The 16381-nt window shown below is 45.3% G+C and carries 16 protein-coding genes; 6 read left to right on the top strand and 10 right to left on the bottom strand.

What is annotated here, in order from left to right; all coding sequences use genetic code 11:
• Window positions 1–2 precede the first annotated feature (2 nt).
• Window positions 3–1448 (top strand): Asp-tRNA(Asn)/Glu-tRNA(Gln) amidotransferase subunit GatB, encoded by a 1446-nt coding sequence (gene gatB, locus M3080_RS01730; protein WP_022472278.1) that lies wholly within the window; start codon window positions 3–5, stop codon window positions 1446–1448.
• Between the two features lie 52 nt (window positions 1449–1500).
• Here gatB and pyrE read toward each other — a convergent pair whose 3' ends face one another.
• Window positions 1501–2178 (bottom strand): orotate phosphoribosyltransferase, encoded by a 678-nt coding sequence (pyrE, locus tag M3080_RS01725; protein WP_249091779.1) that lies wholly within the window; start codon window positions 2176–2178, stop codon window positions 1501–1503.
• 69 nt (window positions 2179–2247) lie between these two features.
• Here pyrE and M3080_RS01720 point away from each other — a divergent pair, with 69 nt between their 5' ends.
• Genes M3080_RS01720 through M3080_RS01710 form a run of 3 tightly spaced genes read left to right on the top strand, consistent with a single transcriptional unit; the run spans window position 2248 to window position 5092 of the window.
• Window positions 2248–3015 (top strand): exodeoxyribonuclease III, encoded by a 768-nt coding sequence (locus M3080_RS01720; protein WP_249091643.1) that lies wholly within the window; start codon window positions 2248–2250, stop codon window positions 3013–3015.
• Between the two features lie 2 nt (window positions 3016–3017).
• A complete protein-coding gene (locus M3080_RS01715; protein WP_249091642.1) occupies window positions 3018–3707 on the top strand; it encodes a pseudouridine synthase in 690 nt (229 codons plus the stop codon).
• 2 nt (window positions 3708–3709) lie between these two features.
• Complete coding sequence (locus M3080_RS01710) at window positions 3710–5092, top strand: AmpG family muropeptide MFS transporter (RefSeq protein ID WP_249091641.1); 1383 nt, start codon at window positions 3710–3712, stop codon at window positions 5090–5092.
• Window positions 5093–5096: 4 nt separating this feature from the next.
• Here M3080_RS01710 and M3080_RS01705 read toward each other — a convergent pair whose 3' ends face one another.
• On the bottom strand, window positions 5097–5768 hold the full coding sequence (locus tag M3080_RS01705) for a YecA/YgfB family protein (RefSeq protein WP_249091639.1): 672 nt from the start codon (window positions 5766–5768) through the stop codon (window positions 5097–5099).
• Between the two features lie 66 nt (window positions 5769–5834).
• Here M3080_RS01705 and M3080_RS01700 point away from each other — a divergent pair, with 66 nt between their 5' ends.
• A complete protein-coding gene (locus tag M3080_RS01700; protein ID WP_022472272.1) occupies window positions 5835–6161 on the top strand; it encodes a DUF1840 family protein in 327 nt (108 codons plus the stop codon).
• Here the strand turns inward: M3080_RS01700 and M3080_RS01695 are convergent.
• From M3080_RS01695 to fmt, 7 genes are read right to left on the bottom strand one after another with little or no spacing between them, the layout of a single operon-like run.
• Window positions 6158–7630, bottom strand: coding sequence for a TrkH family potassium uptake protein (locus M3080_RS01695; RefSeq protein ID WP_249091638.1), 1473 nt, complete (start codon window positions 7628–7630; stop codon window positions 6158–6160). The genes M3080_RS01700 and M3080_RS01695 overlap by 4 nt on opposite strands.
• Before the next feature lie 11 nt (window positions 7631–7641).
• Window positions 7642–9039 (bottom strand): Trk system potassium transporter TrkA, encoded by a 1398-nt coding sequence (trkA, locus tag M3080_RS01690; RefSeq protein ID WP_022472270.1) that lies wholly within the window; start codon window positions 9037–9039, stop codon window positions 7642–7644.
• A gap of 41 nt (window positions 9040–9080) precedes the next feature.
• Window positions 9081–9728: a response regulator gene (locus M3080_RS01685; RefSeq protein WP_022472269.1), complete on the bottom strand. Its 648-nt coding sequence runs from the start codon at window positions 9726–9728 to the stop codon at window positions 9081–9083.
• Between the two features lie 29 nt (window positions 9729–9757).
• Window positions 9758–11911, bottom strand: coding sequence for a sensor histidine kinase (locus tag M3080_RS01680; protein ID WP_249091637.1), 2154 nt, complete (start codon window positions 11909–11911; stop codon window positions 9758–9760).
• Complete coding sequence (locus M3080_RS01675) at window positions 11908–12501, bottom strand: DUF4390 domain-containing protein (RefSeq protein ID WP_249091636.1); 594 nt, start codon at window positions 12499–12501, stop codon at window positions 11908–11910. Before M3080_RS01675 ends, M3080_RS01680 begins: the two co-directional genes overlap by 4 nt.
• 14 nt (window positions 12502–12515) lie before the next feature.
• On the bottom strand, window positions 12516–13823 hold the full coding sequence (gene rsmB, locus M3080_RS01670; protein ID WP_249091635.1) for a 16S rRNA (cytosine(967)-C(5))-methyltransferase RsmB: 1308 nt from the start codon (window positions 13821–13823) through the stop codon (window positions 12516–12518).
• Window positions 13820–14782, bottom strand: coding sequence for a methionyl-tRNA formyltransferase (gene fmt / locus M3080_RS01665; RefSeq protein WP_249091634.1), 963 nt, complete (start codon window positions 14780–14782; stop codon window positions 13820–13822). Before fmt ends, rsmB begins: the two co-directional genes overlap by 4 nt.
• Before the next feature lie 114 nt (window positions 14783–14896).
• Between fmt and M3080_RS01660 the strand changes: the two genes are divergently transcribed.
• Window positions 14897–15793 carry an alpha/beta fold hydrolase gene (locus M3080_RS01660; RefSeq protein WP_022473454.1) on the top strand — a complete coding sequence of 299 codons (897 nt, stop codon included), beginning with the start codon at window positions 14897–14899 and terminating at the stop codon, window positions 15791–15793.
• Here M3080_RS01660 and def read toward each other — a convergent pair.
• Window positions 15790–16311, bottom strand: a complete 522-nt coding sequence (def, locus tag M3080_RS01655) for a peptide deformylase (RefSeq protein ID WP_249091633.1) — start codon at window positions 16309–16311, stop codon at window positions 15790–15792. The genes M3080_RS01660 and def overlap by 4 nt on opposite strands.
• Window positions 16312–16381 lie beyond the last annotated feature (70 nt).

Genomic DNA, 16381 nt, shown 5'->3' with positions numbered 1-16381 from the left:
TTATGCAATGGGAAGTTGTGATCGGTCTTGAAACTCACGTTCAGCTTTCGACCAAAACGAAAATCTTTTCAGCCGCTTCAACAGATTTTGGTGCGGAACCCAACACACATGCTTGTGTTGTGGATTTAGCCTTACCGGGAACCCTACCTGTTTTAAATAGGGGAGCTGTTGAAAAAGCTATGAAGTTCGGTTTAGCGATTGGAGCTAAGGTTGCTTCCCGCTCCATCTTTGACCGAAAAAACTATTTTTACCCTGATTTGCCCAAGGGTTATCAGATCAGTCAGTTTGAGTGGCCAATTGTCATCGGCGGTCAAGTATCTTTCATGGTTACACCCAAGAAGGGTGAACCGTATATGAAAACACTCAATTTGACGCGAGCTCACCTTGAAGAAGATGCCGGTAAGAGTGTGCATGGTTTGGAGGTCGGACAAAGTGGTATCGACTTAAATCGTGCTGGGACTCCCTTGTTGGAAATCGTGACGGAGCCTGAACTGCGTTCTGCAGAGGAAGCCGTGGCTTATGCAAGAACTTTGCATGCGCTGGTTGTTTGGCTTGGCATCAGTCACGGAGATATGCAAAACGGTAATTTCCGTTGTGACGCCAATGTCAGTGTTCGCCCTGTTGGACAAAAAGAGTTCGGCACGCGTTGTGAGATTAAGAACCTGAATTCATTCCGATTCTTGCAGGAAGCTATTGAATATGAGGTTCGCCGTCAGATTGAACTAATTGAAGACGGCGGAAAAGTTGTTCAAGCCACAAGACTCTACAATCCAGATACCGGTGAAACGCGTGAAATGCGTTCCAAAGAAGATTCAATGGACTATCGTTACTTCCCGGATCCGGATTTGCTCCCGTTGGATATTTCCGACGATTGGCTTGAGCAGGTTCGCTCTGAGATGCCGGAATTGCCCGAACAAATGCGCGCTCGTTTGATCGGAGAATTCGGCTTGTCTGAATACGACGCTTCCATCTTAACTTCTTCGAAGGCATTAGCTGACTATTACTTGTCAGTGGCAGATAAAGTTAGTGATAAGAAGATTGCAGCCAATTGGGTGATGGGAGAAGTATCAGCTGCATTGAATCAGTCAGAAATGACTGTTGAGACTTTACCGGTTACCCCGGAGAAGCTTTCTCAATTGATTACCCGTGTGTTGGACAATACCGTCAATAATAAGGGAGCTAAGAAGATCTTTGCCGCTATTATGGATGGTAGCGAGGAAAGTGTGGATGCTCTGATTGATCGGTTGGGCTTGAAGCAAATTTCGGATACTGGAGCAATCGAAAAGATTGTTGACGAAGTTATTGCTAATAATCCCAAGAATGTTGAAGAGTTCCGCGCCGGTAAAGAAAAGGCTCTCAACGGTTTGGTCGGACAGGTGATGAAGGCCAGTAAAGGTAAGGCTAACCCCGCTCAGGTCAATCAACTGTTGCGTAAAAAATTAGCCTAATAAAAAAAAGCCTCTTGGTTATCAGCCAAGAGGCTTTTTTCAAAATTGTTTGTTAGGCACCGTAACGATCCCGGTAGTCTTGGACCGCTTTTTTATAGGCCCTGGCCTGTTGAGCCATGGGGGTATCTTCGTCCATAAAGGCCAATAAGTCTTTCAGATTGATGATAGAAATAACGGGCATATGGAATGTGTTAATCACATCCTGAACCGCTGAAACTTCTGTCATTTGTTCTGCATTTCCACCTTTTTCCATGCGATCAAGCGCAATCAGAACGCCGCTGGCTTGAGCACCGGCCGCTTGAATTAATTTGACGGATTCACGAACGGATGTTCCGGCGGAAATAACGTCATCAATAACGATGACTTTGCCCTTAAGAGGAGCACCGATGATCATGCCGCCTTCCCCGTGATCCTTTGCTTCTTTGCGGTTAAAGGCATAGGGGATGTCACATCCCATCTCTGATAACTTTACGGCAACGGCCGCAGCCAAGGGGATGCCTTTGTATGCTGGGCCAAAGATCATATCAAACTCAATTTTGCCTTCCTTGCGAGCGGTAAGAAGAGTTTGAGCGTAAAACTCAGCTAATTTTCCCAATGTTTTACCGGTATTAAAAAGCCCAAGATTGAAAAAATAAGGCGAGAGACGACCGGCTTTGGTTTTGAATTCACCGAAACGAAGCACATTCGTATCAAGAGCAAATTCAATAAATTGATGTTGTAAAGACATAATAGAAGTCCGACAAAAATTCTAACGATTAAGGATAATTACCCCAACGTTCAAATTTTAATGAGAAAAAACATGTTACGCATAATCACCTTCAATGCAAATGGCTTGAGATCGGCGGCAAAGAAAAATTTTTGGCAATGGTTCGATCAACAACAAGCCGATGTATTGTGTGTGCAAGAACTCAAAGGACAAACCTCGGATTTTAGTTCGGAGGTGTTGCATGATCAGGGCTATCATCTCTATATGCATACAGCACAGAAAAGAGGGTATTCCGGCGTAGCGCTTTATTGCAAACAGGAGCCTATCTCGGTTCAGATTGGATTTGGAAATGAAGAATTTGATGCTGAAGGCCGCTATGTCTGTGCAGAGTTTGATCATTACAAAATTGTTTCGGTCTACTTTCCCTCAGGCACAAGTTCTTCTGAACGACAGTTGGCTAAATATCGTTTCTTAGACGCGTTTTGGACGCATCTCCAAGAATTGAAAAACAGTGAAAAAGACATCGTATTTTGCGGTGATGTCAATATCGCTCACAAAGAGATCGATCTTAAGAACTGGAAAGGCAACTTAACTCATTCGGGTTTCTTGCCCGAAGAAAGACAATGGCTGACGAATCTTTTTTCAGAAGGCTGGGTAGATGTGTTTCGATTGTTGGAACCAACAAAAGAACAATACACATGGTGGAGTCAGAGAGGACAGGCTCGTGCCAAGAATGTTGGTTGGCGAATCGATTATCAAATCGCAACAAGTGCTCTGGCTCAAAAAGCTCGTCATACGTCGGTTTATAGTGAAGAGAAATTTTCTGACCACGCGCCTCTGATCGTTGACTATGAGGTGTGAGAATGCGGCTCGAACAGATTCTTTTTACGCAAGGTTTTGGCACACGTCATGAATGCAAGGGACTCATCGTAAACGGTCACGTAACGATTAATCAAACGGTTGTTGAGGATCCCAAAAGTGATTTTGACGTCAATGGTCTGATTTTTAGTGTGGATGGAGTGAATTGGCCTTACGTTGAAAAAGCGATTATTGCAATGAATAAACCAGCCGGTTATGAATGCTCGCGAAAGCCATTGCATCACCCTTCCGTTTTATCACTGCTGCCTGCTCCTTTAAGAAATCGGGGAGTGCAACCGGTTGGACGTTTAGATGAAGATACTACTGGTCTTTTAATACTGACAGATGACGGTGCCTTGATTCATCGCTTGACACACCCTAAAAAGCATGTCTCCAAGATCTATCGGGTGACAGCTAAACATGCGATGACTCAAGAGATGTTCAGGCGTCTATTAGAAGGGGTTATGCTCGATGGTGAGCGTGAGAAAGTAGCTGCGGATGATCTGGTTCAAATTGATGATCATGTTTTTGAAATGCAAATAACTCAAGGGAAGTACCATCAGGTTAAACGTATGGTGGCGGCCGTGGGCAATCGTGTCAGCGCCCTTCATCGAGTAGCTTTGGGTAACTATCATTTGCCAGATGATCTCACAGCTTCGAAATGGCGCTTTATTCGACGAGAGGAACTGATTTAAAGATGTTTTTACTCTCTAAAGCCTCGCAACATCCTTGGTTGGCAGCTTTACGTGTATACACCAAAGCACCGGCCCTGAGGATGTTTTTTCTGGGCTTTTCCTCTGGTTTGCCATTGCTTTTGGTTTTAGGAACGCTGTCGTTTTGGTTAAGAGAAGCTGGAATCGAACTCAGTACAATCGGTATGGTCACTTGGGTGGGATTGGCTTACGGATTTAAATGGCTGTGGGCGCCCCTCGTCGATAAGCTCCGTATCCCTTTTTTGACTACTTTAATGGGGCGAAGACGCTCCTGGCTTTTATTCTCCCAATGTGTGGTTTTATGCAGTCTATTGGCAATGGGCTTTACAGATCCACAGAAGAATCTGTCGTTAATGATTGGTTTTACAGCGCTGACAGCCTTTGCTTCAGCTACCCAAGATATTGCTTTGGACGCCTACCGTATTGAAAGTGCTGACTTATCGGAGCAAGCTGCATTAGCGGCAACTTATCAAACTGGCTATCGACTGGCCATGATATGGGCCGGAGCAGGAGCCCTAGCCTTAGCGGCCTTTTTTACAACTGTGGAAAGTGGTTACGACCCGCAGGCCTGGAAGGCTGCCTACTGTGTAATGGCTTTGAGTATGGCTGTCGGTGTTGTGACGGTTGTATTGTCTCCGGAACCAACAAACAATGTAAGAGAAACAACCTCAGAGCAGACCGTTAAACATCGCTTGGAATGTCGACAGAAGCATCCTCATTGGTCTGAACGGATGGTTAATCTGTACGTGTGGTTTTATGAAGCAGCTTGTATGCCGTTTATGGATTTTTTCATTCGTTTCCGTTGGCACGCTGTTATTGTTTTGTGCTTGATTGCAACGTACAGGATCTCAGATGTTGTAATGGGTGTAATGGCCAATCCTTTTTATCAGGATTTGGGATTTACAAAAGAAGAGGTCGCCGCGGTTTCTAAAGTGTTTGGTGTTGTGATGACGTTGGTAGGCGCATTTCTGGGCGGACTTATCAGTGCCCGTGTGGGCGTCATGAAAACTTTATTTTTAGGCGGATTGCTCTCAGCTTTGACCAATTTACTCTTTTCATGGTTGGCAACCCAAGGGCATCATCTCCCCTATTTAGTATTAACAGTAAGCGCTGATAACCTGGCGGCGGGAATCGCATCAGTGGCTTTTTTGGCCTACCTGTCGGGTTTGACCAACGTAGCCTACACCGCCACACAGTATGCTTTATTCAGTTCAATCATGTTGTTGTTGCCGAAGTTTTTAGCTGGCTTTTCCGGTTTTGTTGTAGAAAGTGTCGGCTATAACTTATTTTTTATCGGAACCGCTGTTATCGGTATCCCTGTCTTAATATTGGTCGTTTGGGCCGGTCGAATAAACAATAAAAGGTAAGTTATTATCGATGTTTTGATCGACGATATGGTTTTTCGGTTTTGTGAGTTCTTTTTTCAGAAAAGCCTCGGGTAATGGCCGCTATTTGTTTGATGCAAACGGCAATATCTTCAATCGCATCATCGAGATTTTCTAAGGGTGATTCAGATAAAAGTTCATCTCTTACGGAGGCAAAATCTCCGATTTCCTCATCAGGCAGGTGACGCCATATGCCAACAAGACAGGAGCTGATTGTTGAGTCCTCTGAGTCCAATAGACCACTCCAATTTTGCGCGGCAGCTAAAAAACCAGAAGCAAACGGTTGCAGGGCAATAATTTCGTCTTCGCCTTCTAAAGGCTGACCATTTTCATCTTCCGGTTCGAAAACGATCGGATCGATAGGTTTTAATTGACTAAGACGCTGATTTATTTCACGATAGCGTCTGTAAACGAGTTCTTCGAGCCGAGTCTGTCGTTTTTCATCCAACTTAGAGGCTTTAGCCGATGGCGCGGAGAAAATCATGGGCATCCACACTGCAGGGCTTACTTCTTTTGGTAAAAGACAAAGAGCGGTTAGGAAACCATCGGCTTGAGAAGCATCCATTGGCATGCTCTCTTCGTCGAGTTGAGCAAGCAATTCGTCAAGCTCAACAAATTCTTCTTCTTTTAAGGGGGATGAAAACGCAGGACGTGTCATGTGGATCACTTAGAATAATGAGTTTAGAAGCATTATAGTGAAGCTAATTTCCTAGAGGAGAGTGAGATGGCGGTTGTTGTTTTCCGTTCTAAAGTTAGTGGCGAAGTCATCATGATGCGAAATCATGTTGAACCAGTGTTTAAAGAAGCTGGGATTATTTTCCACGAAAGAGGAGCCTTTTTAGCGCAAGATCTGCCTTCAATCATTGCCTCATTGGAACAGGTTATCGAATCCATTGCTCAGTCAGAAGTGCCGGAAGACGAGGATGAAGCCAAAGAAAAGCCCGCAATGTTAGCTTCTGTTGCCATCAAAACACGGTTTTATGCACTTTTGAAACTATTAAGAAAGGCGTCCGATAAGGGGGTCAACGTTCACTGGGAACCGCTCACCTAACTTCGCCAGAAAGACCTCGTAAAGATCACAAAAACAGTGAAAAGTTCCAAACGGCCGACAAACATACAAAATGATCCCACCCACAGATGCATGGGATTACACGATGCGTAATTGCCGGCGGGGCCTACTGAGCCAAGGCCAGGGCCGGTGTTGGCAATGCAGGCGAGAACAGTTGAGAAGGCTTCAGTTAAATTGACGCCGGAAAACATAATCAGCAGGGTGCACATAAGAACGACGGAGACATGTAGTGCAAAAAAGGCCGATACGTTAGCGGCTAAGTTATTAGAGATGGTGTGTTTCCCCAATCTTAACGGCAGAAAATCTCGCGGTCGAAGTAATGTGTGAAGACAGAGAATGGCTTGCTTTACAAAAATGAGCATGCGAATCATTTTGACACCGCCGCCCGTTGATCCGGAACAAGAAGCAAAAAGACTGCCAATTAAGAGTAAAAATCCCAACGATGATGGCCAGAGTTCATAGTTTTCGGTTGTATAGCCTGTCGTTGAGAAAAGGGAAGCCACATTGAATACGGCGTGTCGTAGTGTAATTTGCCACGTTGGATAGACGTGATTAAAAGTTAATACGCCAAAAACAATTGAAATACCGATCAATAAAACAAAAAGCCAAGAACGTGCTTCAATATCAGTGAAATAGGCGGAAATTGAACGTTGCCTCCAAGCGGTGAAATGCAAAGAGAAGTTAAAGCCGGAAAAAACAATGAAAGCGACGGCAACCATTTCAATGGCCGGAGAATTAAAGTAGCCAATGCTTTGATCGTAAGGCGTAATTCCGCTTAGGCTCATGGTTGTAAACATGAACATAACCGCATCATCCCAATTCATACCGGCCCAGTGATACGCCGTTACACAAGCGGCCGACGCAAGGATGTAGATGCCGTAGAGAGCCTTAGCTGTATCTGCAATACGGGGTGTGAGTCGATCGTCTTTGAATAGATTGGAATTTTCGACTTTAAATAACTGAGCTCCGCCGACACCCAACAGAGGCAAAATGGCGACAGCTAAGACGATGATCCCCATGCCTCCCAACCAAGAGAGCAAACAACGCCAATAGTTAAGAGAAAGGGGTAAATCAGCTAGATTGGTTAGAGCTGTTGCTCCTGTTGTGGTCAGACAGGAAACAGCTTCAAAAAATAACCGGTAATAGGGGACTTCAGGTAACAACAAAACCAATGGAATGGAGCCGAAGACGGCGGCTGTGAACCACGAGAGCGTCACCAGTAAAAATCCGTCTCTGGGTTCGAGTTCACGCTTAAAGCGCTTGGTCGAAAAAAGAAACAGCAAGCCGACAAATAAACTGATGGCAGCAGAAGTAAAAAACTCCGACAGGACGTTTTCTCCATCCCGATAGGCAATAGCAATGGGCAGCAGTTGCGCGGCCGCTAATATGATGAGCAGAGGCCCTAATGCATTGAGTACTGGGAAGAGGAGGCGTTTTAACGTTCGGAGCATGGTGAACTCTCTTAGAAGAAGCCAACGTCCACTTCAAATAAGTGTTCAATGCGTTGGATCACTTTTTTGTTTGGAACAAACAAAATCAAGTGATCATCGTCCATAACGGTAAGATCGGGTTCGGCCATGAGCACGTTGGCATCATCTCCTTCTCCCCGAACAATTGCTCCCACAGAGACACCTTTCGGAAAGGCAATTTCTTTTAATGCTTTGCCGACAACCTTTGAACTCTTTTTGGTGCCGTGGGCAATAATTTCCAAAGCTTCAGCCTTGTCTTGGTAGAGCTCTTGAGCATTAACAACATCGCCGTAACGAATATGTCTTAACAATTCACCGAGTGAGGCCTGGGTAGGTGACACTGTAACATCAACCTCGGTTCCGCGTACCAAGTCAGAATAGACTTGATTTTCCAATAAAACAATGCTGCGCTTTGCTCCCAGACGCTTAGCCAGTAGCGCAGCCATGATATTGGTTTCGTCATTGTTCGATAACGCAACCACGACATCGGCCTGATCAATCCCTTCTTGCATCAAGGTCAATGTATCATCATGCTTGACAAGAGATACGGAGACTCTGTTGCTGGTGAGACGATGCGAGAGGTCTTCAGCAATTTCTTTTTTCCCTTCAAAAATTTTGACTCTTCTTTTTGAGCGGGTGGGCTCGAGTTTGTCGGTTAACAGCGCCGATAACTCTCCTCCATTGATCAGTACGATTGTCTCGGCTTTTTCGAAAGGATGAAAAGCTTCAATCACTGTTTCAGCACAGTCACTAGAAACCAAAACAGTGATCTCATCATCCGCTTCAATGACAGTGTCATTTCGACATTCCAGCCTTCTATTGCGGCGATATATGGAGATAAAACGCATCTTCGCCTGAGGCAATAAACGAAAAGCTTCTTCCAGAGTTTTTCCGGTAAGAGGAGCGTTTTCGATGGAATTGACTGTAAAGAGGGTTAACTTGTCATCGGCAAAGTTAAGAACCTGCTGGGCAGCAGGGAAGGTAATGAGCTTTGAAAATTGTGTAACGAGAGCTAGTTCAGGCCAAATAACACTAGTGGCCCGAAAACCTTCATCACCTAAAATTCTGGGGTAATGTCTGAGTTCGCTGTCTCTGACTCGTGCAATGCGCATAGGAATGTTAAAAATTTGCGCTGCCAAAGTACAGGCCACGAGGTTTGTTTCGTCGTTGGCAGTCACGGCGATCAGTAAGTCAGCATCCATTGCGCCGGCACTGCTTAATACTGACGGTGAACTGGCGTCTCCGACAATACCTCTGAGGTCGAACCGTTCCTGCATCAAAGCAATGCGCTCGGCAGATTCATCAACGATCGTAATATCGTTGGCATCACTGACCAGTGTTTCAGCAACGGATCGGCCAACGCGGCCGGCTCCCAAAATCAAAATTTTCATAAGTTATGGTTACAAGCTTAGTCTGCATCCCCAGGAAAAAATCAAGACTCTTCCTTTGTCCACTCAATGCCCAATTGTCGTAACTTTCTGTAGAGATGCGTACGTTCAAGTTGAGCTTTGGCAGCAACGCGGGTCATACTGTAATTTTCTTGTTCGAGAAGGTGTGCGAAATAAGCACGTTCAAATTGGTCCCTTGCTTCTCTTAGGGGAAGTGAAAAATCAACTAACTCTCCAAGAGTGTGAGAGAGCGTTTTTTCTTTGGCAGCCTTTTTCTCAGCGGAGTCCGAAGCAGCCTGTTTTAAAGCGGCTGTTCTTTCCATCGTTTGCTTTGCGGCCAACGCAGCCCTTAAGGCTTCCGTCAACGTTTTTATGGAAGTGGGTTTCTCTAAAAAAGAATAAGCTCCGAACTTCGTAGCTTCTACAGCCATGTCGATGTTGGCATGTCCCGACATCATGATGACCGGGCAAGGAAGAGGTCCTTGAGAAGCCCATTCTTTAAGCAACGACATGCCATCGGTATCTGGCATCCAGATATCGAGCAAAATCACATCGGGGGAACATGAGCGCAATGCTCGTCGGGCTTCGGCACTATTGGCAGCAACAGTAACGGTATAACCCTCATCGGAGAGAATTTCACTAAAAAGTTCTCTGATTCCGACTTCGTCATCTACAACAAGAATGTTTGCCATTTAAATAAATAAGAGTCTGAGAAAAAAGGTCAGGCTAAATTGACAAAACCAATTGTAACTATAGCACCATTTGATTTCTGCTCATTGGAATCGGATCCATTAGCCAACGTGATCCAACCTCCATGTTCTTCAATAATTTTTTTCACCATGGGTAAACCTAAGCCGGTACCAGTGTCTTTGGTGGTGATGTACGGCTCAAAAGCGTGTTCCAGTATTTGCTCGCTAAAGCCTGGACCATTATCCCGAATTGTGAGGATAACAGTTTTCTCCTTACCATCACGTTCTAAATGCGTGGATAGGTAAATTTTGCATTCGGCTTCATTTTTAGAGGCTTCTTTGGCGTTTGATAAAAGATTGTGCAGAACTTGTAGTAACTGGGCGCGGTCCGCCAAAATTTCAGGAATATTATCCTCTAAAGATAACGACACGAAACCCCCAGCCTGTCGATAAAGTAATGCAACATCATCGAGTACGGCGTTTAAATTTAAAGGCCTTAAAGTGGGTTTGGGAAGTTTTGCGTAATCCCGGAAGTCATTGACCATCTGCTTTATGGAAGAAACCTGCTCAACGATCGTGTTGGTATAGCGATTTAACAAAATGATGTCTTCTTCGGGCAAATGTTTGGAAAGTTTTATTTGCATGCGTTCGGCAGCCAACTGTATGGGGGTCAATGGGTTTTTGATTTCATGAGCCATACGTCGAGCAACCTCACCCCAAGCAATAACTCGTTGGGCGGCAACAGCTTGTGTCATATCATCAATCACGATCAGGTAACCGGGACCGTCATTAAGGGGAACGGACGAAGTCCGAAGCATCAGCGTGAGCGGTTCTTTTTTGCTGTCTACCGATAGCGAAGCGTTTTCCTGCTTAACCGTCCGTGAGTTTTCTGAAAGCATCGGTAATATCAGATTCGCAAGATCGGGATTTGCCTCTTGGAGCGAAACGCCAATTTGTAAAACACTATTGCCTAGGATTCGAACGGCTCCCATATTGGCAGAACGCAAACGTTTTAGATGATCCAGTACGATGATGCCTGTGGAGAGATTTTCCAAAATTCTTTCCCGGAAAATATTGGATTGTTCCAACCTCTCTCTTCTGCTTTCTAATGTGTCCATCGCATCATTAACACGTCGAACCATCACATTGAAAGCACGTGTTAACTCATTAATTTCATCGGCTCCGGTGAACTCTTTAATGGGTTGGAAGTGGCCACCGGTTACTCGACGTGTACCTTCCGCCAGTTGCCGAATCGGCGCAGTCATTCGGCTGGCGAAGGAAAATGCCGCTAAAACAGCGCAGAGAACAGCTAGGATCAACGTTAAAATCAACGACCAGTGGTAGATAGTTTGCAACCCACTTCTTGAGAAAATAATCTGTTGATAGTCTCGAAGGCCATTTGTGACGGCGTTAATGTTATGGGCAACGGATTCCGGAATTTCTATACTAACCTGCAGAAAAAGTTCATCGGAAGATGAGTGATTATTAATGGGGACAATTGTTCTGATTCTGAGCAGGTTTCGTTGAAGATCAGTTGAATCGGCGTCCTCCTCCAGATTAGAAAAATAGCCCTGTTGCCGTACAGTCTGAAGATCCCTTATTGATATAGCAAGATTAATAGAACCCAAAGGAGAAGTTTGAGTAATGATTTGCCCGTTGCCGTCAATTAAAAACAAAATGGCCGAATTCGTCAGATCGCTCATACGCATCAACTCATCACTCATCTCCTCAAATGAAATGGTGCTGAGCCTATCCGCAATGGTGCGGGTGGTGACAAGTTGATCATTTTGGATTCTCAATAAAGAATTTTGTGCAAGAGCTACGCCAGAATCCAAAGCGGTTTCCACTCTTGAATCAACACCAGAGTCAAAAGCTTGCGAGATTAGGTGTGTGGAAATGGTGTAAATCAGCAATGACGGTAAAAGGGCGACCAGAGAAATGGTGCAGACAAGCGATGCCAACATTCGTGAGCCGAATTGTTTTTGGCGAAACCGCTTAATGAGTCTGGAAATTAATGAGATAACGGCAACCAATAAGCCGAAAACAACCAAAGCATTGATGACCAAAAGCAAGGGGAAATAAGGTTCAAGCTTGTGGGAGGTAGAACCGGCGGAGGTTAGTAAGAACAATAAAACCACCACTATGGCGAGACCGATACTCGCACCGTATCTTAGGCGATATTTCATTGCTCGTTATCCTTCTGGGGATTCGTGACACTTTGGTCAAAATCAACCGTATGCCAATCAGAAGTCAGATCCCAATCGTTTTCTCCAATTGTCACTTGCATCGGCAGGGGGAGTTGTTCGGTGTCTAATCTGACCTGGACTTCGGCTACACAATCCTCAGGACTATCAATAAAAGGATTCTCGGATACACGCCATCCGTGCAGTGATTTAAGAATGGTCAGAGTTTCAGACAGAGAATCAAAAGATTGGGAGAGACCACCCCGAGACAAGCGATATTGTCGTGTCAGTGGACTGTATGAAAGGCGGGTCATTAATGAGGCCTCAATAATTGGCTTATTGACCCAATACCAACGTTGATGTTCAATAGAAAACTCTGTGATGAAATACAGAGGAATTCCCCTATTTAGTGCGTCTTGAACACTTCTAGGAAGATCAAATTCAACGTTAACGTCCAAGTACAACCCCTCGGGAGGAGAGGTGCGGGAGGATAAGGACGATGACATAATCGTAATGTCATTGGCCCAGGCTGGCACGACAACGCCCAACCCTAAAATAAGGGGCAGCATCAGATTGATAACGTGTCGAACCATTTGCATCTCTTTCCTCACCCTCTTTTTGTGAGTAGTGCATAGAAGAACCCGTCATGGTTGGTTGGCAAGTTCTTATCGGCCTCTTGCTCTGTTGGGAGAAGTCTTAATACTCCATCTGGCGCTAGAGGCGTTCCTTTTAAATGAGCTTCGGGGTGTTTTTCTAAGAAACACTTAATTTGTTCAGGCCCTTCTTCTGGAAAAACAGAACAAACGATATACAACAAATCTTTGCCAGATGGCAGTCTCTTCCAGAGAGTTTCCAAAATTTTCCTCTGTCTTTGAGCCAGAAGTGCAACGTCCTCCGGTCTCCTAGACCAGACAATGTCAGGATGTCTGCGAACGATGCCAGAAGCTGTACACGGAGCATCCAACACAATTGCATCGAAATCGCCAAGTTTTTCAACGCAAGACTCATCGCTGGCATCTCCAACAACAATTTTAGCGTTGAGATTAAGCCGTGAAAGAGTGTCCTTAATTCGGGGGGCTCTTTTCGGATCAATTTCCATTGCCGTGAGGTCGAGCTTATAGGTTTCGAGCAACTGAGCGCTTTTTCCGCCCGGAGCAGCACAGGCGTCTAACACTCGATCTCCGTCTTTGAGTGTCAACAATTCAGTTACCAGCTGACTGCCGGCATCTTGAATGGAACATAGTCCCTCGAAAAATCCTGGAATCTTGTTAACAGGGCAAGCTGGCTCAATAACGACAGCCCAAGGACCTACCTGTTTACCAGTCAATCCATTTTGTTCTAATTTCAGTAGAAAATCACTCACTGAGATTTGGGATCGATTGACGCGGACTGTTAAAGGTGGTTGTTTATTTTGAGTACTCAGAATTCCTCTCCATTGGTTCGGATATGCTTTTCTTACCTTGGATATCCACCAACCAGGAGCATTGAATTGAGCCGAAAGATTTGTTTTGAAACCAGTCGTCAGTTGAGAGCGACTGCGTAAAAAATTTCTCAGAACCGCATTAATAAATCCGCTGCTCCAAGCTGTCTCAGCGTTCATCTTAGCGGCATCGACAGCCTGATTGACGACTGTAAATGCCTTTTCTTTTCCTTCAAGAAGTAACGCCAGCGCGATGTACAGTAAAGCTTTTGTATTTTCTTGGGGCGGCTTTTTAACGAGTTTGCCTAAGAGCAGTTCTACTTTTGCCCGATGTCTTACGGTCGTATAGAGCAGACTCTGTACTACCCCTTTCATTTCGTTTGGCTGTCCGGCAAGACACACTTCAAGCGCCTTTTCCAATGAGCAGGACTCGAACAGCATTTTCTGCCATCCGATGGCACTAATAGCGATGGCTTTACTGAGCGAAGTACTCATTTAAAGTACTCCCCAGCTGATATTGCATAGCCTTGCAGGAAACTTTGTGCAGGCATTTTGGGTTTTCCGGGACGTTGTAGAACGGTTGCACGAATGGCTCCACTTCCGCAGGCAACAGTAACACCATTCTTATCAGCTTCAACGACTTCGCCCGGTTGTCCGCTGATCTCGGGACACAACTGGGCTTGCCAGAATTTAATCAACGTTCCGTTATGCTCGGCAAAAGAAGACGGGAAAGGAGAAAAGGCTCTAATCTTTCTTTCGATTTCTGAAGCCGGCAGCGAAAAGTTCAAACGCCCCTCATCTTTAGTAACTTTATGAGCATAAGTCACGCCCTTCTCAGGTTGAGGCGTTATTGAGATGTCTTGAGGGGCTGACAATAATTGCACCAACATATCCGCTCCCAATTCAGCGACAGTTTCTGTAAGAGAAGCAGTCGTTTCGTCTCCTTTTAAGGGGAAGCTCTTTTGCAAAAGCATGGGGCCCGTATCTAGTCCGGCCTCCATTTTCATGAGTGTTACACCAAAAGAAGAGTCTCCGGCCTCTATAGCCCGCGTAATGGGAGCGGCTCCTCGCCAACGAGGCAAAAGACTGGCGTGAATGTTGATGCATTTAACGGAATTATCCGGACCGATTCCCTTAGGGATATCCAACACGGATTGCGGCAACAGCATACCGTAGGCAGCAACAATCATTACGTCAGCGTTAGCGGCGAGCAAAAGCTCATGCATCGCCGAAGCTTCCAGAGGGTCTTTTTTATGCGATAAAGTTCTGGGAGTTTGAACGGGAATACCCTGTGAGGCAGCCAAAGCTTTGACTGCTGACGGGGTAAGTTTCATGCCTCTGCCGCTGGGGCGGTCAGGCTGCGACAATACCAGGCAGACATCATGACCGGCCTTAATTAAGGCATCAAGAGCTTGTGCGGCAAAAGGGGGTGTTCCTGCAAATACGATTCTCATGTTTTTAATTTTAGTGTTTTCAATTTAGGGTGCGCTCTATTTAGAGGCTTTTTTCTTCGCCTATTTAAAACTTGTTGGTAAAGCGATACACTTTTTAGACGCACGAGGAAAGCTATGCATACGTTTAAAACAATTGACAATATCCGTATCGCCTATGACGTTTACGGCGATGATTCAGCCCCTGTGATTTTACTGATAATGGGCTTGGGAATGCCTTCTTGTGCTTGGCCACGACGGTTAATTGAGCAATTGGTTAGACAGGGATTCCGTGTTGTTGTTTTTGATAACAGAGATAGCGGTTCTTCTACCAAAATTGATCGACCTATAGGCTTTTTTACAGTCTTTGGGGCGATTGTAAAAACGCTTTTAAAACGTTCGATTAACGGTTGTTATTCCCTTGAGGACATGGCGGCAGATTCCATCGCTGTTCTCGATAAGTTGAATATTAAACGAGCCCATATCCTGGGAATTTCCATGGGAGCGATGATTGCTCAGGTGGTTGCCTATTTGTATCCGCAGAGAGTGGCTTCCTTGATTTCAGTTATGAGTGCTTCCGGTAATCCTCGCACAGGCTTGGGAAAACTGGGGGCTATCAGGGGATTGCTTAGTAAGCCGTCAGACAACTCAGCGCACGCAATGCAGGCTTATCTTCGAAAAATATTCAAAGCTATTGGCTCGCCTGGGCAGAGCTATTCCGATGAACAAATTAAGGAAGTAGCCGAAGAAATGGTGAAAAATGGTTTTGATGTGACTTGGAGTTACCGTCAATTACTAGCGATTCTGGCATCGGGAGATCGCTCTAAAAATCTCAGGCGTATCATGGCGCCGGCTTTGGTCATTCATGGTCAAGAAGATCCGTTGTTGCCATTGGCGGCCGGAGAGGAAGTTGCGCGCCTGATTCCAAATTCCAGAATGATGGTTGTCAAAGCAATGGGACATGACTTGCCGGATGCGATGATTGACCAAATCGTTCCGGCAATAGCCAAGCACTGCCACCGTTATAAAAATTAATCGTTCTTATCTCGCTTTTCTTGTTGACGGCGTTTTTTGAGTTTGGAGCATGCACGATCGTACTTCAGGCGACTGAGATGATCGATAAATACAGTACCGTCCAAGTGGTCAAGCTCATGCTGGATGCAGATGGCGAGCAGCCCCTCGGCATGAATTTCTTGAGATTGACCGTCTAAATCCGTGTATTGAACTGTTATTGCAGTGCTGCGAGTGACTTTTTCCCAAATGCCGGGAAGAGAAAGGCATCCCTCCTCGCCGGTTTCTTTTTCATCGCCATATTCGGTAATGACTGGGTTAATTAATGTCAGCAGATTATTTTTTTCTTCACTGACATCGATAACGACCATACGAATGGGTTCACCAACTTGCGGAGCCGCCAATCCGACTCCGGGAGCTTTGTACATCGTTTCTCCCATGTCTGCAGCAAGACGGCGAATAGTATCGTTGACCTCACTGACAGGTTGACACTTCATCGCCAAAACAGGATTGGGGAATTGCACAATCGGTAAAATAGCCACAAGCGGTCTCCAAAAAGAGATTTAGCAGAAGTTGGAAATTCTAACGCAATTAATAAGATTTCGAGGATAG

Origin of the sequence: Parasutterella secunda (assembly GCF_023336895.1) — a bacterium.
Lineage (GTDB): Bacteria > Pseudomonadota > Gammaproteobacteria > Burkholderiales > Burkholderiaceae_F > Aphodousia > Aphodousia faecalis.
Note: the sequence above shows the minus strand (reverse complement) of the source record. Positions and strands in the feature narration are given on the sequence as shown.

Excerpts from the sequence above, each read along its gene's own strand:
- M3080_RS01705 (WP_249091639.1), bottom strand. The coding sequence starts at position 5,768 with ATGACACGTCCTGCGTTTTCATCCCCCTTAAAAGAAGAAGAATTTGTT.
- rsmB (WP_249091635.1), bottom strand. The coding sequence starts at position 13,823 with ATGAGTACTTCGCTCAGTAAAGCCATCGCTATTAGTGCCATCGGATGG.
- fmt (WP_249091634.1), bottom strand. The coding sequence starts at position 14,782 with ATGAGAATCGTATTTGCAGGAACACCCCCTTTTGCCGCACAAGCTCTT.
- M3080_RS01675 (WP_249091636.1), bottom strand. The coding sequence starts at position 12,501 with ATGGTTCGACACGTTATCAATCTGATGCTGCCCCTTATTTTAGGGTTG.
- M3080_RS01680 (WP_249091637.1), bottom strand. The coding sequence starts at position 11,911 with ATGAAATATCGCCTAAGATACGGTGCGAGTATCGGTCTCGCCATAGTG.
- M3080_RS01720 (WP_249091643.1), top strand. The coding sequence starts at position 2,248 with ATGTTACGCATAATCACCTTCAATGCAAATGGCTTGAGATCGGCGGCA.
- M3080_RS01700 (WP_022472272.1), top strand. The coding sequence starts at position 5,835 with ATGGCGGTTGTTGTTTTCCGTTCTAAAGTTAGTGGCGAAGTCATCATG.
- trkA (WP_022472270.1), bottom strand. The coding sequence starts at position 9,039 with ATGAAAATTTTGATTTTGGGAGCCGGCCGCGTTGGCCGATCCGTTGCT.
- M3080_RS01660 (WP_022473454.1), top strand. The coding sequence starts at position 14,897 with ATGCATACGTTTAAAACAATTGACAATATCCGTATCGCCTATGACGTT.
- M3080_RS01710 (WP_249091641.1), top strand. The coding sequence starts at position 3,710 with ATGTTTTTACTCTCTAAAGCCTCGCAACATCCTTGGTTGGCAGCTTTA.
- M3080_RS01715 (WP_249091642.1), top strand. The coding sequence starts at position 3,018 with ATGCGGCTCGAACAGATTCTTTTTACGCAAGGTTTTGGCACACGTCAT.
- M3080_RS01695 (WP_249091638.1), bottom strand. The coding sequence starts at position 7,630 with ATGCTCCGAACGTTAAAACGCCTCCTCTTCCCAGTACTCAATGCATTA.
- M3080_RS01685 (WP_022472269.1), bottom strand. The coding sequence starts at position 9,728 with ATGGCAAACATTCTTGTTGTAGATGACGAAGTCGGAATCAGAGAACTT.
- gatB (WP_022472278.1), top strand. The coding sequence starts at position 3 with ATGCAATGGGAAGTTGTGATCGGTCTTGAAACTCACGTTCAGCTTTCG.